The organism is Kitasatospora aureofaciens, assembly GCF_001188955.3.
Taxonomy (GTDB): Bacteria; Actinomycetota; Actinomycetes; order Streptomycetales; family Streptomycetaceae; genus Kitasatospora; species Kitasatospora aureofaciens.
The window spans coordinates 69,358-88,183 of record NZ_JPRF03000043.1 but is presented as its reverse complement, the minus strand read 5'-3'; the positions used below and the strand labels follow the sequence as shown (position 1 = coordinate 88,183).

Annotated in this window: 10 protein-coding genes and 1 pseudogene; 9 read left to right on the top strand and 2 right to left on the bottom strand. The window is 72.9% G+C overall.

Annotated features, from left to right (window positions below):
• Positions 1-33 precede the first annotated feature (33 nt).
• Positions 34-4,467: an ATP-binding protein gene (locus tag HS99_RS26620; protein WP_050366228.1), complete on the bottom strand. Its 4,434-nt coding sequence runs from the start codon at positions 4,465-4,467 to the stop codon at positions 34-36.
• A gap of 107 nt (positions 4,468-4,574) precedes the next feature.
• Between HS99_RS26620 and HS99_RS26615 the strand changes: the two genes are divergently transcribed.
• From HS99_RS26615 to HS99_RS26585, 7 genes and pseudogenes are all read left to right on the top strand, one after another.
• On the top strand, positions 4,575-5,558 hold the full coding sequence (locus HS99_RS26615; RefSeq protein WP_232543286.1) for a translation initiation factor 2: 984 nt from the start codon (positions 4,575-4,577) through the stop codon (positions 5,556-5,558).
• A 513-nt stretch (positions 5,559-6,071) separates the two neighbouring features.
• Positions 6,072-6,308, top strand: a complete 237-nt coding sequence (locus HS99_RS26610; protein WP_030554707.1) for a hypothetical protein — start codon at positions 6,072-6,074, stop codon at positions 6,306-6,308.
• A 114-nt stretch (positions 6,309-6,422) separates the two neighbouring features.
• Positions 6,423-6,737, top strand: a complete 315-nt coding sequence (locus tag HS99_RS26605; RefSeq protein ID WP_030554709.1) for a hypothetical protein — start codon at positions 6,423-6,425, stop codon at positions 6,735-6,737.
• A 433-nt stretch (positions 6,738-7,170) separates the two neighbouring features.
• Positions 7,171-7,477 (top strand): annotated as a pseudogene (locus HS99_RS47005) (TnsB C-terminal domain-containing protein); the annotation flags it as partial.
• A gap of 878 nt (positions 7,478-8,355) precedes the next feature.
• On the top strand, positions 8,356-9,624 hold the full coding sequence (locus HS99_RS26595) for an ATP-grasp domain-containing protein (protein WP_030554712.1): 1,269 nt from the start codon (positions 8,356-8,358) through the stop codon (positions 9,622-9,624).
• 1 nt (position 9,625) lies between these two features.
• Positions 9,626-10,858 carry an MDR family MFS transporter gene (locus tag HS99_RS26590; RefSeq protein ID WP_043389618.1) on the top strand — a complete coding sequence of 411 codons (1,233 nt, stop codon included), beginning with the start codon at positions 9,626-9,628 and terminating at the stop codon, positions 10,856-10,858.
• 685 nt (positions 10,859-11,543) lie between these two features.
• Positions 11,544-14,768, top strand: a complete 3,225-nt coding sequence (locus HS99_RS26585) for an ATP-binding protein (protein ID WP_051835577.1) — start codon at positions 11,544-11,546, stop codon at positions 14,766-14,768.
• Between the two features lie 17 nt (positions 14,769-14,785).
• Here HS99_RS26585 and HS99_RS26580 read toward each other — a convergent pair whose 3' ends face one another.
• Positions 14,786-16,150, bottom strand: a complete 1,365-nt coding sequence (locus HS99_RS26580) for an aminotransferase family protein (protein WP_046386965.1) — start codon at positions 16,148-16,150, stop codon at positions 14,786-14,788.
• A 211-nt stretch (positions 16,151-16,361) separates the two neighbouring features.
• Here HS99_RS26580 and HS99_RS26575 point away from each other — a divergent pair, with 211 nt between their 5' ends.
• Together HS99_RS26575 and HS99_RS26570 are read left to right on the top strand one after the other, a co-directional pair.
• Positions 16,362-17,546 (top strand): LLM class flavin-dependent oxidoreductase, encoded by a 1,185-nt coding sequence (locus HS99_RS26575; RefSeq protein WP_030554721.1) that lies wholly within the window; start codon positions 16,362-16,364, stop codon positions 17,544-17,546.
• A 149-nt stretch (positions 17,547-17,695) separates the two neighbouring features.
• Positions 17,696-18,697 carry an alpha/beta fold hydrolase gene (locus tag HS99_RS26570; protein WP_030554722.1) on the top strand — a complete coding sequence of 334 codons (1,002 nt, stop codon included), beginning with the start codon at positions 17,696-17,698 and terminating at the stop codon, positions 18,695-18,697.
• Positions 18,698-18,826 lie beyond the last annotated feature (129 nt).

Here is an 18,826-nt window from a genome sequence, read left to right as displayed (position 1 = left end):
TCCTCGTCTCTGTTGTGGGGTTGCAGTTGCCGACTACCTGGTCCCGGCCTTCCGCAGGGCGCTCCTGAGCTGCCGCTCGGGTATCAGGATCTGGTCGCATCCGCTGCGCCCGCGCAATACCACCGTGATGCCGACGGCGGTGTCGTAGATGGCGTCCGCCGTCTCCACCTCTAGGCCGCGGTGGGGGACGGCCAGCTCGTGGCACCAGTCCTCGCGGGCCACGTCGAGCACGGCCACCGTCACCTTGCCGCCGAAAGCCAGGAGGAGCGGCTGTCGGGAGGGACCGGAGAACGCCAGAGCCATGGGCGCGCCGTGCTTGCTGCGGAAGCTCCTGGTTGTCCAGTCCCCGTCCTGGCACTGCGCCAGGTACACGGACGCTCCCTGCGTCCATGCGGCCAGCGGGAGGTACTCGCCATCGGCGTAGCGCATGCCCAGGACGGCACCGGGAGGCCGGTCCACGACAACGTCGCGCCGTCCGAGGGCGACGAACCCGCTCGCGGTGCTCTCCCACAGGCGAAGGTCCTGGCCGCAGTCCGCCAGCACCCACGTGCGGTCCTCCACTGTGCGCGCTGCCGCACTGCGGATCTTCATCACGGCGGCCGACACGCTGCCGTGCTCCAGCCAGGTGCCGCCGGACCGGACGAACCGCAGCACCTGCTGTCCGGCCGGAACGAAGAGCTGCGGCCCGTCCGTCCCCGCGACCAGACTCAGGCTCGGTACCGGCTCACCCGCATCGCCACCGATGTCGACCTGCCCGTCGGGTCGATGACAGGTCAAGTCCTCCGACAGCCGCCACAGCTGGACGCGCCGACCGGACGCCGCCGCCACCGTCCAGTGGTCGTCGGACCACAGTGCGGAGACGGCAGTGACCCGGTTCTCGGCCTGGAACCCGATCTCGGTGCCGCCGCGACCGCCGCGGGGGGCCTGCCGGGAGAGCACGATGTCGTTGTCCCACACCCGAGTCAGCAGCGCCGGCGCACCCCGTCGCGCTGCCGCCAGCCCGACGGCAGGCCGCAGGTCGTGGTCGTGCCGCCGGACGGTACGGTCCTGGCGCACCGCCGTCGGCACGTCGAGGAGCCGCACCTCGCTCCCGTCGCCGATGGCGAGCCTGCCGGACCGCAGCGGATCGAACGCCAGCCCGCTCCGCTGGTTCGACAGCTCGAAGGAACAGGCGAAGGACGTGTCAGTGATGCCGAACACCCGCACGGTACTGCCCTCGTGCAGGGCGATCAGCGGGAGCTCCCCGTAGTGGCCGAGGGCCAACTCCCGGGCCCCCGAACGGATCGGTGGGACGGACTCGATGACGGGGACCGCGGTGTACCCGGAGACGGAGAGCCGCCACACCTTGACGGCGTTCCCGTCGGCCACGGCGAGCCAGCCCTGCTCTGGCCCGTCGGCCAACGTCGCCGCAGCGAACACGCTCCGGCCGTTGGTTCGCAGCTGCCACTCCCGTCGGAGCAGGGGGTCGTTGCCGTGAGGCTTGCCATGGAGTTCGTGGAGTACGACGTCCTTGGACGCGGCGAGCAGGAAGCTGCGGTCGGGCAAGGCCAGCAGCGCGACCCGGGACGGGCGGATCGGCAGGACGTCGCTGCGGACCTCCGCCGACATGCCGCGCCTGGACGGCCACCGCCACGCCCAGGCGCACCGGCCGTCCGCCGCTACCACCTGGACGTCGTCCCCGCAGGTGGCGGCGGTGAGGCTGTCCAGCCGGCCGCCCCAGCGGTAGGTCAGTCGAGGGGAGCGCTCGGCACCGGTCCAGAAGTGGAGGGAGCTGCCGTCGTGGGCGATGGTGACGCGGCCGGCCGCGGTGGCGAGCTCATGCACATCGGACAGTACGGCGCGGCGGACGTGGCTGTCGTCCTCGGTACGACGCGTCAGCCGGTAGCGGCCGGTGTCCGCATCGCGATGGGTGATCTCCCCCCGGCCCGCGACGGCGATCGATCCGGGGTCGGCCATGCTCCAGCTCAGCGCCCGTGCGCCACCGAGAGGGGCGGGCAGTGACAGCTCCAGCGGATCGGGTCCTCGGTCGGTCCAGACCTCCTTCCACCCCTGCCCGGCGAACTCATCGATCTCGGCCAGGGCGTGGAAGATCTCCGGATCGCTGGCAAAGGCCTCGGCCGTCAGCATCGCCCTCCGCTGCGCCAGATCCTCCTGGTGAATCCTGAACCGCCCGCCCAGGCGCCGGTACAGTGCCGCGCCGCCGCACGTGCCGAGCAGCGGCGCGGTGAGGGGGAGCATCACATCGGGGTCGGTGCGGACCAGGAAGCAGGGGTCGTCGAAGAGCTCCTTCAGCGGATCGACCTCGTCCGGCGGGCCGTCGGGATCGGTTCTCGCCTGCGCGGCGTGAGTCCCGAGATAGGTCAGGGTGTAGGTGTCCGCCCGGCTCCAGTCGTCCTGCACTCGGGAGCGGAGCTCGTCGAGGATACGGCGGTGTGCCCGGGCCGGGCTCAGCTGGGCGCGGTCCAGGAGCGCCGTCGCATAGCCCGCGTGATCGAGGCGGTGGACGACCGCTCCGTGCCAGCGCTCGCGTAGAACCAGCGCGCCCTCGGCGCGCGCGAGCACCGTCTCCAGTGCCTGCGGGTGCAGCTTTGCCGTGCGGGGCCGGCGCAGGGCATTCGCCAGTTGCAGCCACAGCTGGTGGTCGGCCAGTCCCGTGCCCTGGACGAGTGCGAGGGGGAGCAGCAGCTCGGCCGCCCGAAGCCTGCCACCGGGGTCGAGGACGTCGAGTTCCTCCTGTACCCGCCGGTGGAGCTCACGGCCGCCGTGTTGGATGAACTCCTCGAGTTCCCTCCCGCGTAGCGGGCCCGCCCGGCGGGCGAGCGCGCGGGCGAGCAGCCGCGCTACCAGGAACCTCCGGCCGCACTGTGCCGCCACGTCGGCAGCGGTCTCTTGCCTCGTGGCGCTCGCGTCCGGCCCGGCGTACGGCGAACCGGCCTCGGTCGCGAGGATCGTTTCCACCAGCTCGGTGATGTCCCGTTCGGTGTCACGGTCGCGGTCCAGTTCCAGGTTCGGGGCCGAGCGGTCCAGGGCGTCGAAGAGGGACTCCTGCGTGGCGTCGTCCAAGGCGTGCCGGGGGTACGGCCGGGTGCTCACCACCAGTTTGACCCCAGCGACGTGTGACAGCGGGTTGAGGAGTCCGCGCGCGATCTCGTGCGCCTGACCGGGCATGGCTTCGTCCAGGCTATCGACGAGGAGGTTGAGGCCGCCCACCTGTGCGACGAGTTCGCGTACCTCGCGGATGCACTGCTCGGGGGTGACCGCGCCCGCCGCCGGGGTCCGTGCCCCGAGCGGGGCGAGGGCGGTCAGCACGGCGCGGGCCATGGAGTGCAGGGACTGGCGCTCGCACGACAGCGCGGCGTGGACGGAGCCGGGCCGCGGACACGTCTGGGGCAATGGCGTGGGCCGGAGCCCCTCGCGGATTCTCGGGACGGACAGCAGCGCGAGCCGGGCGAGGAGCGCGGTCTTTCCGATTCCCGCCGGGCCGGTGACGGCGAGCAGCCCTTGCGTCTGGGACTCCAGCCAGGTGACCAGACGACTCAGCGGCCGGACTCGGCCCGAGAAGTGGTGGAGGGGGGTGCCGTCGGCGACGGGTCCGAAGTGGTCGGCGTTCAGCCAGGGTTCGAGGTCCGGCGGCATCGCCGCGGTCCGCAGTACGACCCCTCGCTCCTCGAAATAGGGGTTGTGGAAGAACCGGGGGTCCAGGGACCGGAGCTCGGCGGCCGCCGGGCGCAGCTCCACGTCGTCCAGCCCCGATGCCTCGGCGCGCCGGTCGATGGCCTCCAGCAGGTACCACATCGGGACGTACAGCGCAGTGGAGTCGAAAGGCCTTACCAGATCGGCCAGTTCGAGGTCGGGATCGCCGATGGCCTGCTCCAGCCAGTCCACCCAGAGACCTTCCTCCATCCGCCGCCCGGCGCCCGCCGTGGCGGCGATGACGAGGCCGCGTTCGCGCCCCGCGAGGGCCCTGCTGGCGGTGTTGTCGCGGTAGCGCAACGACTCGACGAGCGGGCGGATTCCGGACAGCGTGCTTTGGGACTCGCAGGCATCGACGACGATCAGGAGGTCGGTGGCACTGTGGTCCGCGCAGATGCCAAGCAGTTCGATGAATTTCACTGCCCGGTCCACATCCGGCTCCGGGCCGTGCGGGTAGCTGTCCCGGCAGCCGAGGACGTACTCGCGACCGGTGTCGTGTCCGTGACCGGTCCAGTACAGGATCTTCCGGGCGGCCTGCTTCGCGAGGAATTCTCGGACCCCGGCGAGAACGTCCTGCCGTGTTCCGGACCTTTCGAGCTTCATCGCGCGGCTGAAGCCGAGCCGCATGCACGCGGCGGTGAACCGGTCGCGGGCGGTCTCGACGTGCTGGCGGTCGAGCAGCCCTTCTGGGTTGTCGTAGGTGCCCAGAGCGACGGTCCCGACCAGACCGGAGTCCCTGAGCTCCTCACGCCGGAGGTAGACGGATCCGTTCATCATCCTCCCCGCCAGCCGGATGGCGCAACAGTAGTGACGCGCGTCATTATGTCCCAGAACTGGTTCTCCGGAAGGACGAGTTGATGACTCTCAGGGATGGGTTCACCGTGGTCGGCCGCCAGACCGACTGCCACGTCGTCGACGGCGACGGGACCAGGCCGATCGACGAGGAGAACATGCGGGTCAGTTACCGCCCGGGGCGGGTCCGCTTCCCGGACGAGATCGGCCGGTGGCGGCGCGAGATCGAGGAGGAGGAAACCCGCAAGGAGGCCGCCGGGGAGCGGTTCCGGTGGAACAACCCCCGCTTCGCCGTGGAACGCCTGGACATCGCCGCCCGCACCCACACGGCCGAGAAGCCGGTGGCCACACTCGTCCTGTGCGACGCCGACTACTACGACTTCCTGGCCACGTCCCTCAACCTGGACCGGGTGCAGCAGGACGGACAAACCCTGCGCGAGCAGTACCTCGACGGCAAGGACCCGTTGGACGCGCCGGCGTTCATGTCCTGCAGCCTCGGGGTGAATGTGGCGGTGGAGACCGGCCGCGACAACAAGATGCTCTTCTCGCACCGCAGTTCGCGGGTCGCCGGTCCCCACGGCTCCAGGTGGAACTCCTCCGCGAACGAGGGGCTTGCCCGCAACCACGATCTCCAGGCCGACGGCCGGGTCAGTCTGCATGCCGTTGCCCGCCGGGCGATGCGAGAGGAGCTGGCCGTCCATGCGTCGGACGAAGTCGACCTCGAGCTTCTCTGCTTCGGGCTCGACCTGCGCAACAACCAGTGGGCGGCGTTCTTCCGGGCGGTGCTCACCGACCTCACGGAAGAGGATCTGCGGACCCGATGGAGCCGTGGCATCGAGGACAAGTGGGAGCACGACCGCCACGCGTTCGTTCCAGCGGATCCGGAGAACGTCTTGCGCTTCATGCTGGACGAGCCTGAGGAGCGTTGGACCCCGTGCGCGCCGGCACTCTTCTACCTGGCCCTGGTTCGTGCAGCGGTCCGCAGGCGCGATGGTGATCCGGACGGCCGCTTCGAAGTCGAGGCGATCGAGCGTCGCATGGTGCGCGAGTGGGAAGCGGCGAAGTCACTGTAACCGCGACCGGAGACAAGAAGATCCAGCGGCGAAACGACAGCGCCCCGACCCCACCGGTGAGCCGGGATCGAGGGCACATGCGCCGAGGCCGGATCACACATGGAGGTGTCCGCCGGTTGGCCGACGCGGCTGCGCAACGACGACAACGGACAGACACTGCGGCGTCTGGCTTAGGCGCTGCGCGCCGACGCCGCGTACGCGCAGTCCGATGCCGAAGGCGAGGAGCGCGTGCCGCCCGTCCGATCGTCCCGGACATGTGGGCGGGACTCCTGATCTACTGCCACGGACCCGCCGGAGCGGAGGCCGCGTGATGCCACTGCATGAGCGGGCAGACTCTCCGCAACCTCGACAAGTGCGGCTTCCCCATCCCCGAGCAGCAGCACTCGATCCTGGAGGCGCCGAACGTCGTCTGACGGTCGGCCCGCCCAGCCCGGCTACGGCGCGCCGCCGTTCCTCCGCCTCTGGGTCCGCCCGACCTGGCTGCGCCAGGTCGCCCACGCGGGCTGGGCCGTTTTGGCCGGCCGCGCGGTCCTGGACGTCCTCGCCTGGGACGAGAGCGTCACCCCGCGCCGCCCGGCCCGGGTACGCGCCGCGCTGATCTGCGCCGACTACGATGCCGGCATGCACGGCTGGCGGGCCCACGCGGACAACCGCGACCTGAACGTCGCCTGGAGTCCGGAGGGCCAGGCCACCCTCGTCATGCCCTGGGGGGAACCCCGGGCCGGCCGCGAGGCCGCCTCCGCGGTGTGAAACCCGCCTCCCCGCCGCCGCGGCTGTGGTCTCGGCCCGGGGACGTCAGGGACTGCCCGGGCCGTTGCCCCTGTGCGGTAGGAGAGAACCGACGGAGCGAAAGGAAAGCCCCGCGTGTACGTCGACGTGACCATGCTCGATCAGGAGTGCGTCCGTCTGGCTGGCCTGATGGCCGGCCAGGGCATGGACCGGCTCACCCTGCCCCCGACGACCTCCCTGGAGGACGACGGAACGGCGCTCGAGAAAGCGTTCACCGCCGAACTCTCGGCCTCCTACCACCGCATCGCGGCGGCCGGATCCGACGAGGAGTGCATCCTGCCGAGCCTGCTGATGACGATGACCGGGAAACTGTCGGCGCTCGCGACCGAGGTGGCCCTGCGCAGCGACCGGGACGTGGCGGAGGTGATCCGGTCGATCGGCGGCCGGTAAGAGTCGGCCGGTACCGCCCTGGGGGCTTGCCCGGTGCCCGATGAACGGGGTGGCCGCCAGTCCCAACCTGGGCAAGGCCCTCAACTCGGCCGCCGAGCTGCCGACAGCCGGCCACCTGATGGTGTCCGGCGCACGTCCATCCCACCAGGTCAGAAGCCGCGGTGGTTCTGCTGCCTCCACTGCACGAGGCGGTTGTACGCCGTGGTTGCGCGCCTGGGGTCGCCGCCGAAGGCGCCGGCCCGGAGGAGGGGCCAGGCCGGGGTGATCTCCTGCTGGATGGTGCCAGCGAGGCCCCGCTCGTGGCCCCAGTTACTTCCGTTGAGGAACTCGCCGGGCCAGGGGGGAGCACCATCGCTCGTCGCTGTCGATGGCAATCATCGAGGCGAGGAACTCGAACCTGTTGCAGGCAGCCTGGTACACACCGTCGTCGAACGCCGTCACCGGCGCCGCCATCACCCCGCACACCCCGGTCTAGAGACGCGATCCTGGCAGCGCTGCGCACCGCGATCTCCCGCGACGAGGCGGACGGCCCTTACGGGCCGATCGGCGGCCTGCCGGCCCTGGTGCGCATCGACCGCGGCAAGGACTTCCTCTCGCGCACCGTCACCTCCGCACTCGGCGCTCTCGCCATCCCCGGGCACAATCTGCCCGCCTACAGCCCGCATTTGAAGGGCACGGTGGAGAACCTGAACCGGTGCGCGGAGCGGATGCTCTTCGCCTCCCTGCCCCGCTACACCCACACCCCCGCCCCTCGCTGCGCCGCCCGGACCGGGCGAAGGACGCCGTGCGGCATGAGCCTCAGCGCACACGGGCAGGCCCGGCGCCGCTCGCCCCTCGACCGGGTGCCGTGCCTGCGGCGCTCGCCGCGGGCCGACAGCGCGGGCCTCGCGTGCCGAGGCGCTGGGCAGCACTGACCGTCCTGCCCCGGCGTCAGCGGGCGACCCGCTGTGCGTATCTCCTCGAGGTCGCCCCGTGCCCGCTGGCTCACCATCCGACAGACCGGCACCCGATACGCCATCACCCGTAGGAGTCACCGTGAAGTTCCGCGCGCCCCGAGCCCCTGCCGTACTGATCGGCACTGCGGCCGTGCACCGGGCCGGGCACGGTCGCGGCCGCGGTGCTGGCCCGGGGCGCCGAGGTCGTGGCAGTGGACGCCGAGCCGGGCATGGTGGCGCTGGCGGCCGCGAACGCCCCTTGGCTCGGGGCCCTCGTCGGCCCGACCTTCGCGCCTCTGATCTGCTGGGATGGCCACCAAGGTGACCTGGTGAGTTTCCTTGATGGCCCATCAAGGAAACTCACCGATACCTTGGTGGCCCTGGTGAGTTTGCCGGACCGCTTCCGTTCCCCCCTGCTGTTCCCCCCTCCGCTGCCCCTCCCGGCCGGGGGGGGCAGTCCTGCGACGTCCCGACGGGGCGCGGCGGGCGGGTGGTGGGCAAGGGTGAACGGCGAGTGGCGGGCGTCAAACCGTTTGCAAGGATCCGCCAAGAGTGCCGGGAAAGGCTGGTCGTGTTCCGCGCGGCCGCCCGGACGCGGCCCGCGACCCGGGCCGTCGAGCGGCCGTGGCGGGCGCCCGGTCACCGGGCACCGACACATCCCACACTCTCGTACGGAGATCCCTATGCGGCAGCGTCCGAAACTCGTCCTGGTCGGCCAGTTCTCCGCTCTTCCCTGGGTGTTCGAAGGCGCGGAGCGCGCCGGTGTCGACCTGATCCTGGCGCCCCGGGGCGACGACGACCCCGAACGGGCCCGCAAGGCCCCCGGGGTGGTCGAACTCCTGCCGCTGGACGTCGACGGGGATCCCGACGCGGCGGTGGCCGCGCTGGTGGAGCGGTTCGCCCGCCAGCCGTTCGACGGGATCATGGCGGGCAACGAGAAGGTCGTTCCCTTCGTCGCCCGGGCCGCGCGGGTGCTCGGGCTGACCGGCCTGACCGAGGAGGCCGCGGCGGTCGTCCGGGACAAGCGCAGCATGCGCCGGCTGCTCGCCGCCGCCGGTCTGGCCGTGCCCGGGTTCGTCGCCGTCGGTCACCCGGACGACTGGGCCGACGCGGCGGGCCTGCGCTTCCCGGTCGTGGTCAAGCCGGCCGACGGCTACTCCAGTCTGGGCGTGATCCGGGTCGACTCCGCCGGGGAGCTGGAGCAGGCGGTGCGCACCACCTGGGCGCTGTGCGACACCCACCTGGGGTACGACGACGGGGCCGCCGACGGCACCGGGGTGCTGGTCGAGGAGTACCTGGACGGCCCCGAGATCTCCGCCGAGTCGCTGGTGCACAGGGGCCGGGTCCGGGTCTGTGCCGTCAGCTACAAGGGGGAGCTGAACGGTCCGTACTTCGAGGAGACCACGCTGCGGGCCCCCGCCCGGCTCCCGGCGGACGTCCTGGCGGCCGTCGAGCGGGAGGTGGTCGGTGCGCACCACGCCTTCGGCGTCACCGAGGGCACCACCCACACCGAGCTGCGCCTGGTCTCGGGCACCCGGCCGGTGCTGCTGGAGATGGGGGCGCGGATCGGCGGCGGCGGGTTCATGCACCACCTGGTGCACGTCAGCAGCGGGATCGACCTCGCGGCCGAGGCGGTCCGCATCCACCTCGGCCGGGAGCCCGAGTGCTGGAGCACGGAGCCGGTGGGCACCGGGCACGCGGCGGCGTACCTGGTGCCGGTGGGCGGCGGCGGCCGGATCGCCCGGGTGCATGGGCTGGACGAGGTGCGCGAGGAGCCGTGCGTGGACCACGTGGTGCGGACGGTCGGTCCCGGCGCGCTGCTGCGGCCGTACCCGGACTGGTCCGGGTACCCGGCGATCGTGCTGTCGCACCACGCGTCGGACGCCGCGGCGGTGGAGTTCCGCGACCACCTGGCGCGGACCCTCAGGGTCGAGTACGACGGGCGGAGCTGAGGTGCCGCTTCGGTCGGCCGGGGCACCGGGGGGGCTGCCGGGGCCGTTCTGGTGGCTCTGGGGCGGAACGCTGGTCACCTCGGCGGGCGGCTTCGTGGTGCCGTTCATGACGATCTACCTCACCACGGTGCGCGGCTATTCGGTCTTCTTCACCGGCCTGACCCTGACCACGTTCGGGGTGGGCAGCGGGATCGCCTCGCTGTTCGGCGGCATCCTGGCGGACCGGGTGGGGCGGCGGACGGTGCTGTTGGCGAGCGAGGTCCTCACCGTCGCGGGCATGCTGGGGCTGGGCCTGGCCCACGGCCGGGTGCCGGTCCTGCTGTTCACCCTCACGGTGGGGGTCGGCCTGAACGCCACCCGCCCGGCCCGCGCGGCGGCCGTCGCCGACCTGGTGGCCCTAGAAGATCTGCCGCGGGCGTACTCGCTGATCTACTGGGCCACCAACCTGGGCTTCTCGGTGGCCGCCGTGACGGCCGGGCTCGCCGCCTCCCACGGATTCCTGCTGCTGTTCCTGGTCAACGCGGTGGCCAATCTGCTCGCCGGCGTCATGGTGTACCTGCGGGTGCCGGAGACCCGCCCGCCGCCGGAGAGCGCCGGGGTGACGGACGCGGCCGGTGCGCAGCGCCCGCCGCACCGCGCGCCGGGCTTCCCGGTCCTGCTGGGTTCAGTGCTGATGCTCGGCCTGCTGTTCCAACAGCCCCTGGTGGCACTGCCGTTGACGATGACGGGGGACGGTCTCTCGGCCGCCGACTACGGCGCGGCGATGATGATGAACGGTCTCGTCATCGCGGTGCTCCAGCTCCCGCTGACCCGGCTGGCCGGGAGGCTCCGGCCGGAACACGCGCTGGCTGTGGCGACCCTGGTGACCGGTCTCGGCATGGGGCTGACGGCCGCCGTGCACGGCACCGTCGGGTACGGGGCGACCGTCGTGCTGTGGAGCCTCGGCGAGATCGTCGTCTGGCCGACGTGCATGGCGCTGGTGGCAGCACTGTCGCCCCCCGACCGGCAGGGCGGCTACCAGGGCTGGTTCCTGTCGGTCTGGAGCGTGTCGGTAGCCCTGGCCCCGGTGCTCAGCGCGCGGGTGATCGAGGCGTCCGGCACCACGGCGGTGTGGGGCGCCTGCCTGTGCCTGGCCGTGGTCTGCGCGGGCTGCCACCTGCTGCTGGCCCGGCTGCGCGGGGAGCGCCGGGCCGAGGCCGTCCCCGGCGAGAGGGCAAGCGTCACGCACTCCTGATCCGGCTCCGGCCGCCGCCCCGACCGGTTGCGGGGCCGCGCTCCCGACGGCCCGTCGGCTCCTCCCGTGGACGACCGCGCGGGGGGAGCCGACGCGCGCCCACCCGCCATCACCGTCCGTGGTCGTCCGGAAGGGGAACCTTCCGGTCCGACGGCGGGTTTCACCGTCGCCCCATCCGGGGTAGCCTGCCAGCATTCATGATTCATATGACAGTGACATGACCAGCAAAGCGCTGTGCCGTTGTATCGGACGCAGGCGGATCGCGGCTGGTCACGCCAAGGGAGGCCCCGCCATCACCACTCCACGCCGTCCGCGCAGCGCCCCGTCCAGACGCCCGGCCTGATTGCGCCCGAGACCGTACCCGTCGACGGTTCCCGCGCCCTCCCCAGCTCCCCCCAGCACCGCCGGACCGGCAACCGTCGGTGACGGCAGGGAACGGCGACCCCACGGAACCGGCGACTCCCCCGAGGCCCCGCCGTCGATACCCCCGTACGGCCGGCCGCCACAACATCCCCGGCCATGTTCGGAAATTTCCCGAATCACGCCGTGCCCCGGCTCACCCCGGCGGTCACGGCGGGTGCACCAGCTGTCTTGCCTGACGGGATGTGATGAGATGAGCCGAGTCGACAACGCCGCTTCCGATCTCGTGTTACGGAGCCCCGCACCGATCAGGGTGCTGGGACAGATGTCCGTGCTGGCCGGCCGACGGGCACTCGACCTGGGCCCGCCGCGTCAACGGGCCCTGCTGGCCCTGCTGTTGATCAACGCGGGCCGGGTGGTGTCGGTCTCCGGGATCGTCAGCGCCATCTGGGGCTCCTCACCGCCGCAGGCCGTCGTCGGCACCCTCCAGTCGTACGTCTCCCGGCTGCGCAAGGCGATCGACGGCCACTCGCCCGTCCCCTCCAAGGACAGGCTGCTGGCCCTGCGGTACCAGGCCCCCGGCTACGTCCTGGAGGTCGACCGAGACTGCATCGACGCCAGCCGGTTCCAGTCCGCCGTCGAGGCCGGGCGCGAGCAGTTCGCCCGCGGGGACCTGGCCGCGGCCCGCGGCACCGTCGACGAGGCGCTCGGCCTCTGGCACGGCACCCCGTACGGGGAACTGGCCGCCTACGACTTCGCCCAACTGGAGTCCGCCCGGCTCGAACAGCTGCGCCTGGTGGGCCTGCAGACCTGGGCCGACGCCAGCCTCGGCCTGGCCCGGTACGACGAGGTGGTGCGCGAACTCGACGACGAGGTCCGGCGCAACCCGATGCTGGAACGGCTGGGCTGCCAGCTCATGCTGGCGCAGTACCACTGCGGCCAGCCCGCCGAGGCACTGCTGACCTTCGAACGGATCCGGGCCCACCTCGCCGAGGAACTGGGCGCCGACACCAGCAAGGAACTCCAGGAGCTGCACGGCGCGATCCTGCGTCAGGACCTCGTGCACGCGGGCGGGCGGACCGCCTCCCCGGCCGACCTGCGCCCCCGCCTCACCCTGGTCGCCGACGTCGACGCGCTGCGACCGCCCACCCCGGGCCCGGTGGATCCGGGCCCCGCCCCGGCGCTCACCCCCGCCCCCGCCGCCGTGCCCGAACCGCCGCGCCCCGCACCGGCGTCGGCCCCCTCCCCCAACCCGGCGGCCGTCGCCCCGGCCGTCGCACCAGCCGCCCCGCCCGCCGGACGGCTGATCGGCCGCACCCGGGAACTGGCCACCCTGCGAGCACTCACCGCACCCGGCCGCCGCGGCCGCACCGTCCTGGTGATCGGCGAACAGGGCGTCGGCAAGACCCGGCTGCTCCAGGAACTGGCCGGCGGACTGCCGGCCGCCGGACTGGACGCCGTCTGGGCGCACTGCGCCGCCGGCCCCGAACTCCCCGAGTACTGGCTGTGGACCCGGGTCGTCCGCAAGCTCCGCCGCACCAGGGCCGCCGAACTGGCCACCCTGCCCGAGCCCGTCCTGGACACCCTCGGCATGCTGCGCCCGGACCGCGCGCCGGGCCCCGCGGGCACCGAGGCGCCGCTCTCCCCCGCCCGGCACCTGGCCTTCCAGGACGCCGTCTGCCAGGCCCTGCTGACCGCCGCCCGCCGCCCGCTGGTGCTCTTCCTGGAGGACCTGCACCTCGCCGACACCGGCACCCTGGCACTCCTCCAGCTGCTCACCAAGGAGCTCGGCGACAGCGACCTGCTGGTGGTCGCGACCGTCCGGGAGCACCGGCTCGCCCAGCGCCCCGAACTCGGCGGAGCGGTCGCCGACCTGCTCCAGGAGGTCGCCGCCGAGTACCTGCACCTCGACGTGCTCTCGCTCGCCGAGACCAGGGCCCTGATCAACCGCACCGGGGGCGAGCCGCCCACCTGGGACCTGGTGTCGGCCGCCCACCGCGCCACCGGCGGCAACCCCTACCTGCTCACCAAGCTGCGGCCGACCGCCACCGCCGTGACCGGACCCGCCGAACCGGCCGCCCCGCTCTCCTTCGGCCTGCGGCTGGTGCTGGGCGCCCGCCTGGCCGAGTGCCCGGAGGGTGTCATCCGGGTGCTGCAGACCTGCGCGGTGATCGGCCCGGCCGTGGACCGCCGGCTGCTCACCGACGTCCTCACCGGACTGGGCGAGCCACCGGGCCTGGTCCACGACGCGCTGCACAGCGGGCTGCTGCGCCCCGATCCGGTCGACCCTCGCGGCTTCCGGTTCGCGCAGGGGCTGATGCGGGACATGCTGCTCGCCGACCTCGACCCGGTCCAGCGCGCCCGGCTGCACCACCGGGTGGCGGTCGCGCTGGCCGACGGCGCCGTCGGCAGGGCCCGCACCGACTGCGCCGAGACCATCGGCTACCACTGTGGCCGGGCGGCGCAGGAACTCGACCCGCGCGAGGCGGTGCAGCCCCTGGTCGGCATGGGCGACCTCGCCGAGCGCCGGCGGCTGCACTCCGAGGCGCGCGCCTGGCTGTCGCAGGCCATCGACGTACTGCGCGGCCAGCCCCGGAACCGGTCCGTCGCGGCCGAGCTGGAACTGCAGAAGCGGGTCGTGTGGCTGCTGTCGATGACCCTCGGCTACGGGTCCCCGGCGGTCACCGACGCCTGCACCCGGGTCGAGGTGCTGCAGAAGACCCTCGACAACACCCGCCCCACCGCGCTGTTGGCCTCCCGGGTCATCATGCACCTGGCCGGCGGCGACCTGCGCCGGGTGTCCGGGATCGTCGCGCTGCTGGAAGAGTCGGCCGAGCACGGCGGCGGGACCGAGGCCCGGACGGCCGCCTGCTACGGCAAGGGCGTGCTGTGGTTCACCGCCGACCGGCTGGAGGAGGCCGTCGCCGAACTGGAACGCGGGCTCCCGCTGGTCGACGCGCAGGGCGCGGAGGAGCGGCCGGACCGGTTCATGGGCCTGTCCCGCAGCGACCCCAGGATCAACTACCGCGTCCACCTGGCCGTCAGCCACGTCCTGCTCGGCGATACCGCCGCCGCCGGGCGCTACCGCGAGGAGCTGCTGCAGCTCTCCGAGTCGGACAGCTGCGACCGGCCGTGGGACCGCACCTTCGCCCTCTACGCCGACGCCCTGCTGGCCGTCCTCGACGGGGACGTGGAACGGGCCTGGCAGGCCTCCACCGCCGGGGTCGACCTCACCGTCCGCTGCCAGCTGGGCCACTGGCAGAACATGCTGTCCGTGCTGCTCGGCTGGGCCGAGGTGCGCCGCGGCCGACCCGGCGTCGGACTGCGGCGGATGCGCTGGGCCCTGGACGCCGCGGCCCGCTCCGGCACGGTCTTCCGGCGGGCGCTGCACCTGGGGCTGCTCGCCGAGGCGGAGCAGCACGCCGGACTGCCGGACCTGGCCCGCGCGACGGCGCGGACCATGGCCGACGAGATCGAGCTGCGCGGCGAGCACGTGCTGCGGCGGCCGCAGTGGCCGTTCGCGGCCCTGCTCGCCGGGGCGGCGCGGTAGCCCGGCCCGCCGACGGGTCAGCGCACGTGGCCGTCGAGGCCGACCCGCGAGAGGACCGAGCGCAGGCCGTCGACGAGCAGGCCCGCGTCCTGCCGGGTGAACACCAGCGGCGGATTGATCACCAGCGCGTACGGGTTGGTCCGCAGGATGATGCCCGCCTGCTCGCGCAGCGCGTCCGCCACCTCGGTGGTGCCCTGCGGCAGCGGCCGCCGGGCCTCCTTGTCCGAGGTCAGCTCGACGGCCAGCATCAGCCCGACCCCGCGGACCTCCGCCACCACGGGCAGGTCCAGCAACCGCGTCAGCCCGTCCTTCAGGTGTGCGCCGACGGCGGCCGCGTTGGCCGCCAGCCCCTCGCGCTCGATGATGTCCAGGTTGGCCAGGGCGACCGCGCACGCGGTCGGGTGCCCGGTGTAGGTGTAGCCCACCGGAAAGCCCTGCTCGCCGGTCACGGTGTCGGCGACCTCGTCGGAGACCAGCACCGCCCCGTGCGGGAGGTACCCCGAGGTGAGGCCCTTGGCGGTGACCAGGATGTCGGGCACCACCCCGACGTGCTCGGCGGCGAACCAGTGCCCGGTGCGGCCGTACCCGGTGACCACCTCGTCCAGGATCAGCAGGATGCCGTAGGAGCGCAGCAGTTCCGCGACCCGCGGCCAGTAGTCGGCCGGCGGGACGACCGCGCCGATGCCGCCCATCACCGGCTCGCCGATCATCGCGGCGATCCGCTCCGGCCCGATCCGCTCGATCGACTCCCGCAGTTCGGCCAGGCAGAACTCGGTGACGTCGGCGCCGGAGAACAGCTCCCGGCGGTAGGGGTGCGGCGGCGTCAGGAAGTGCACGTCCGGCATGCTGGGGCCGAACCCGGTGTGATAGACCGGGAATCCGGACACGCCGCCGCTGCCGTAGCCGATGCCGTGGTAGCCCATCGTGCGGGCCAGGATCCAGGTGCGCTGCGGCTCGCCGCGGCGGTGGTGGTGGAGCCGGGCCATCCGCAGCGCGATCTCGTTGCCCTCCGCGCCGCCGCTGGTGAAGTACGTCCGGCGCAGCCCTCCCGGGGCCAACCCGGCGAGCCGGGTGGCGAGTTCCACCGCCCGGTCGTTGGTCACGGTGCCCCAGGTGTGGAAGTACTCCAGCCGGGTCATCTGCTCGGCGGCGGCCCGGGCGAGCTCGGCGCGGCCGTGGCCCACCTGGGTCACGCCGAGGACGGCGGAGGCGTCCAGGTACTCGCGGCCGGCCGCGTCGGTGACCCGGCAGCCCGAGCCGGAGACCAGGACGGTGCGGTCCGTCCGGTGCGCCGGCAGCGTGGGGTGGATGAGCGTCGCGCGGTCCGCGGCCGCGAGCCCCGTGCCGGTCGCACCGGGGGCGGTGGCAGTTGCTGGGTTCAAGGCGAGCTCCTAAGGATCGGGTGAGGCTCGCCACCACGCTGTCAGCGACCCCTTGGCGTCCGCTGGACGTCCCGCTCCGCGCCGCCGCCCGGCCGTTCCGGACCGGTGGAGGCGGCGCGTCAAACGATTCGCAAGAGCCGGGTGCCACCGTCGACCGCACCCTCCTCCGCTTCCAGCCGTGGCGTCGCCGCGCGGCACGAAAGGACGACCCGTGAAGTCCATCCTCTTCTACCTGCCGACGGTCGGCAGCCACGACCAGGTGCTCAAGGGCATGTCCGGGGTGAACCGGCAGAACTACCGGAACATGCTTTGGCAGCTCACCGAGCAGGCCCGGGCGGCCGACGAACTCGGTTACTGGGGGCTCTCGTTCACCGAGCACCACTTCCACGTCGAGGGCTTCGAGGTGTCCAACAACCCGATCATGCTGGGCCTGTACCTGGCCATGCAGACCAAGGAGATCAGGGTTGGCCAGATGGCCAACGTGCTGCCCTTCCACAACCCCCTGCGGCTCGCCGAGGACCTGGCGATGCTCGACCACATGACCCGGGGCCGGACCTTCGTCGGGATCGCACGCGGCTTCCAGAAGCGGTGGGCCGAGATCATGGGCCAGCCGTTCGGGGTCGGCGGGACGCTCTCCGACGCCGGCGCCAACGACCGGCGCAACCGGGCGCTGTTCGAGGAGCACTGGGAGATCCTCAAGAAGGCGTGGACCACCGAGACCTTCTCGCACAGCGGCGCCCAGTGGACGATCCCGCCCAAGGGCCTGGAGTTCCCCTACGACGCCGTCCGCAGCTTCGGCCGCGGCCTCGACGAGAACGGCGTGGTGCAGGAGGTCGGCATCGCCCCGAAGCCCTACCAGCACCCGCACCCGCCGGTGTTCCAGCCGTTCAGCTTCAGCGAGGACACCTTCCGGTTCTGTGCCCGCGAGGGCGTGGTGCCGATCCTGATGAACACCGACGACCGGATCGTGAGCCGGCTGATGGACCTCTACCGGGAGGAGGCCGCGGCCGCCGGGCACGGCGAGCTGCGGCGCGGCGAGCGGATCGGGGTGATGAAGGACGTGCTGGTGGCCAGGGACGCCGACGAGGCCCACCACTGGGCGGCCCGCGGCGGCGGCTTCGTCTTCGAGAACTGGTTCGGCCCGATGGGCTTCACCGAGAGCCTGCGCCGGGTCGGCGAGACCGGCCCGATCGGCGCGGACTACCGGACCCTGGTCGAGCGCGGCCTCGAATGGGTCGGCACCCCCGACGACATCAACCGCAAGATCGAGAAGCTGGTGACCCAGCACGACCCCGAGTACCTGCTGCAGTGCCAGTACTCCGGCCTGATCCCGCACGACGTGCAGATGCGCAGCCTGGAGCTCTGGGCGACGGAGATCGCGCCCAACTGGCTGTGAGACCGGCGGGGCGGCCCGGCACCCCGCCGCGGCACGGTCCCGGCACGGCACGGCACGTCCCGGCACGTCCGGGCACGTCCGGGCACGTCATGGCACGACACCGACCAACCGTCCGGCCCCGCGGGCCGCTCATCACGGAGGAGAAGCCGGTGGACCACCGCGTCTTCGCACTGGACAGCCTCCCGCTGGCCGACGGGGGGACCCTGCCCTCGGCCGGGATCGCCTACGCCGTCCACGGGACGCTCGACGCCGACGGCCGCAACGCCGTCCTGTGCCCGTCCTACTTCGGCGGCGACCACACCGCGTACGACTGGCTGATCGGGGAGGGCAGGCCGCTGGACACCCGGCGGTACTGCGTCGTCACCGTCGGCCTGTTCGGCAACGGCGTCTCCAGCTCGCCGAGCAACCACCCGCTGGGGGTGGCCTTCCCCCGGATCAGCCCGCAGGACAACGTCGACGCCCAGTACCGGCTGCTCACCGAGGAGCTGGGGGTGACCGAACTGGCGCTGGTGACCGGCTGGTCGATGGGCGCGGCGCACGCCTACCAGTGGGCGGTGTCGTACCCGCGGATGGTCCGCCGGATCGCCCCGTTCTGCGGGTCCGCGGCGACCAGCGAGCACAACCGGGTGTTCCTGGCGGCGCTGGCCGCCGCGCTGCGCGCGGACGGGAGCGCCGACGGGGGCGCCGACCGGGGCCGGCGGGCGGCGGGCCGGGTCTTCGCCGGGTGGGCGGCCTCGCACCCGTTCTGGGCCCAGGGCGGCTACCGCGAGCTGGGCTTCGCCTCCCGGGAGGAGTACCTCACCGGCTTCTGGGAGGAGTTCTTCGTCGCCGGGCCGTCCACCGAGGACCTGCTGACCATGATCGACACGTGGGCCCGGGCCGACGTCGGGGCGACGCCGGGCTTCGACGGCCGGACGGAGGCCGCACTGGGCTCGGTCACCGCCGAGGCGGTGCTCCTGCCGGGCGCCCGTGATCTGTGCTTCGCGGTGGAGGACGAGGCGAGGGCGGCCGCCCTGATGCCCCGGGCCACCCTGCGGGTGATCCCGGGCGTGTGGGGCCACCTGGCCGGTGCGGGGGCGACCGCCGCCGACCGGGAGTTCATCGGCGCGGCGATCACTGCCCTCCTGGCGACCCAGCCCGCGGCCGTCTGAGGGCCGCCGGCCCCGTGCACGGCAGCGCCCCCGGGAGGTCCGCCTCCCGGGGGCGCTGCCGTGGATGCCGGACCGCCGGCGGCCCGGTCACGTCACTCACGTCACGGCAGGTGACGTCGCGCCGCGGCC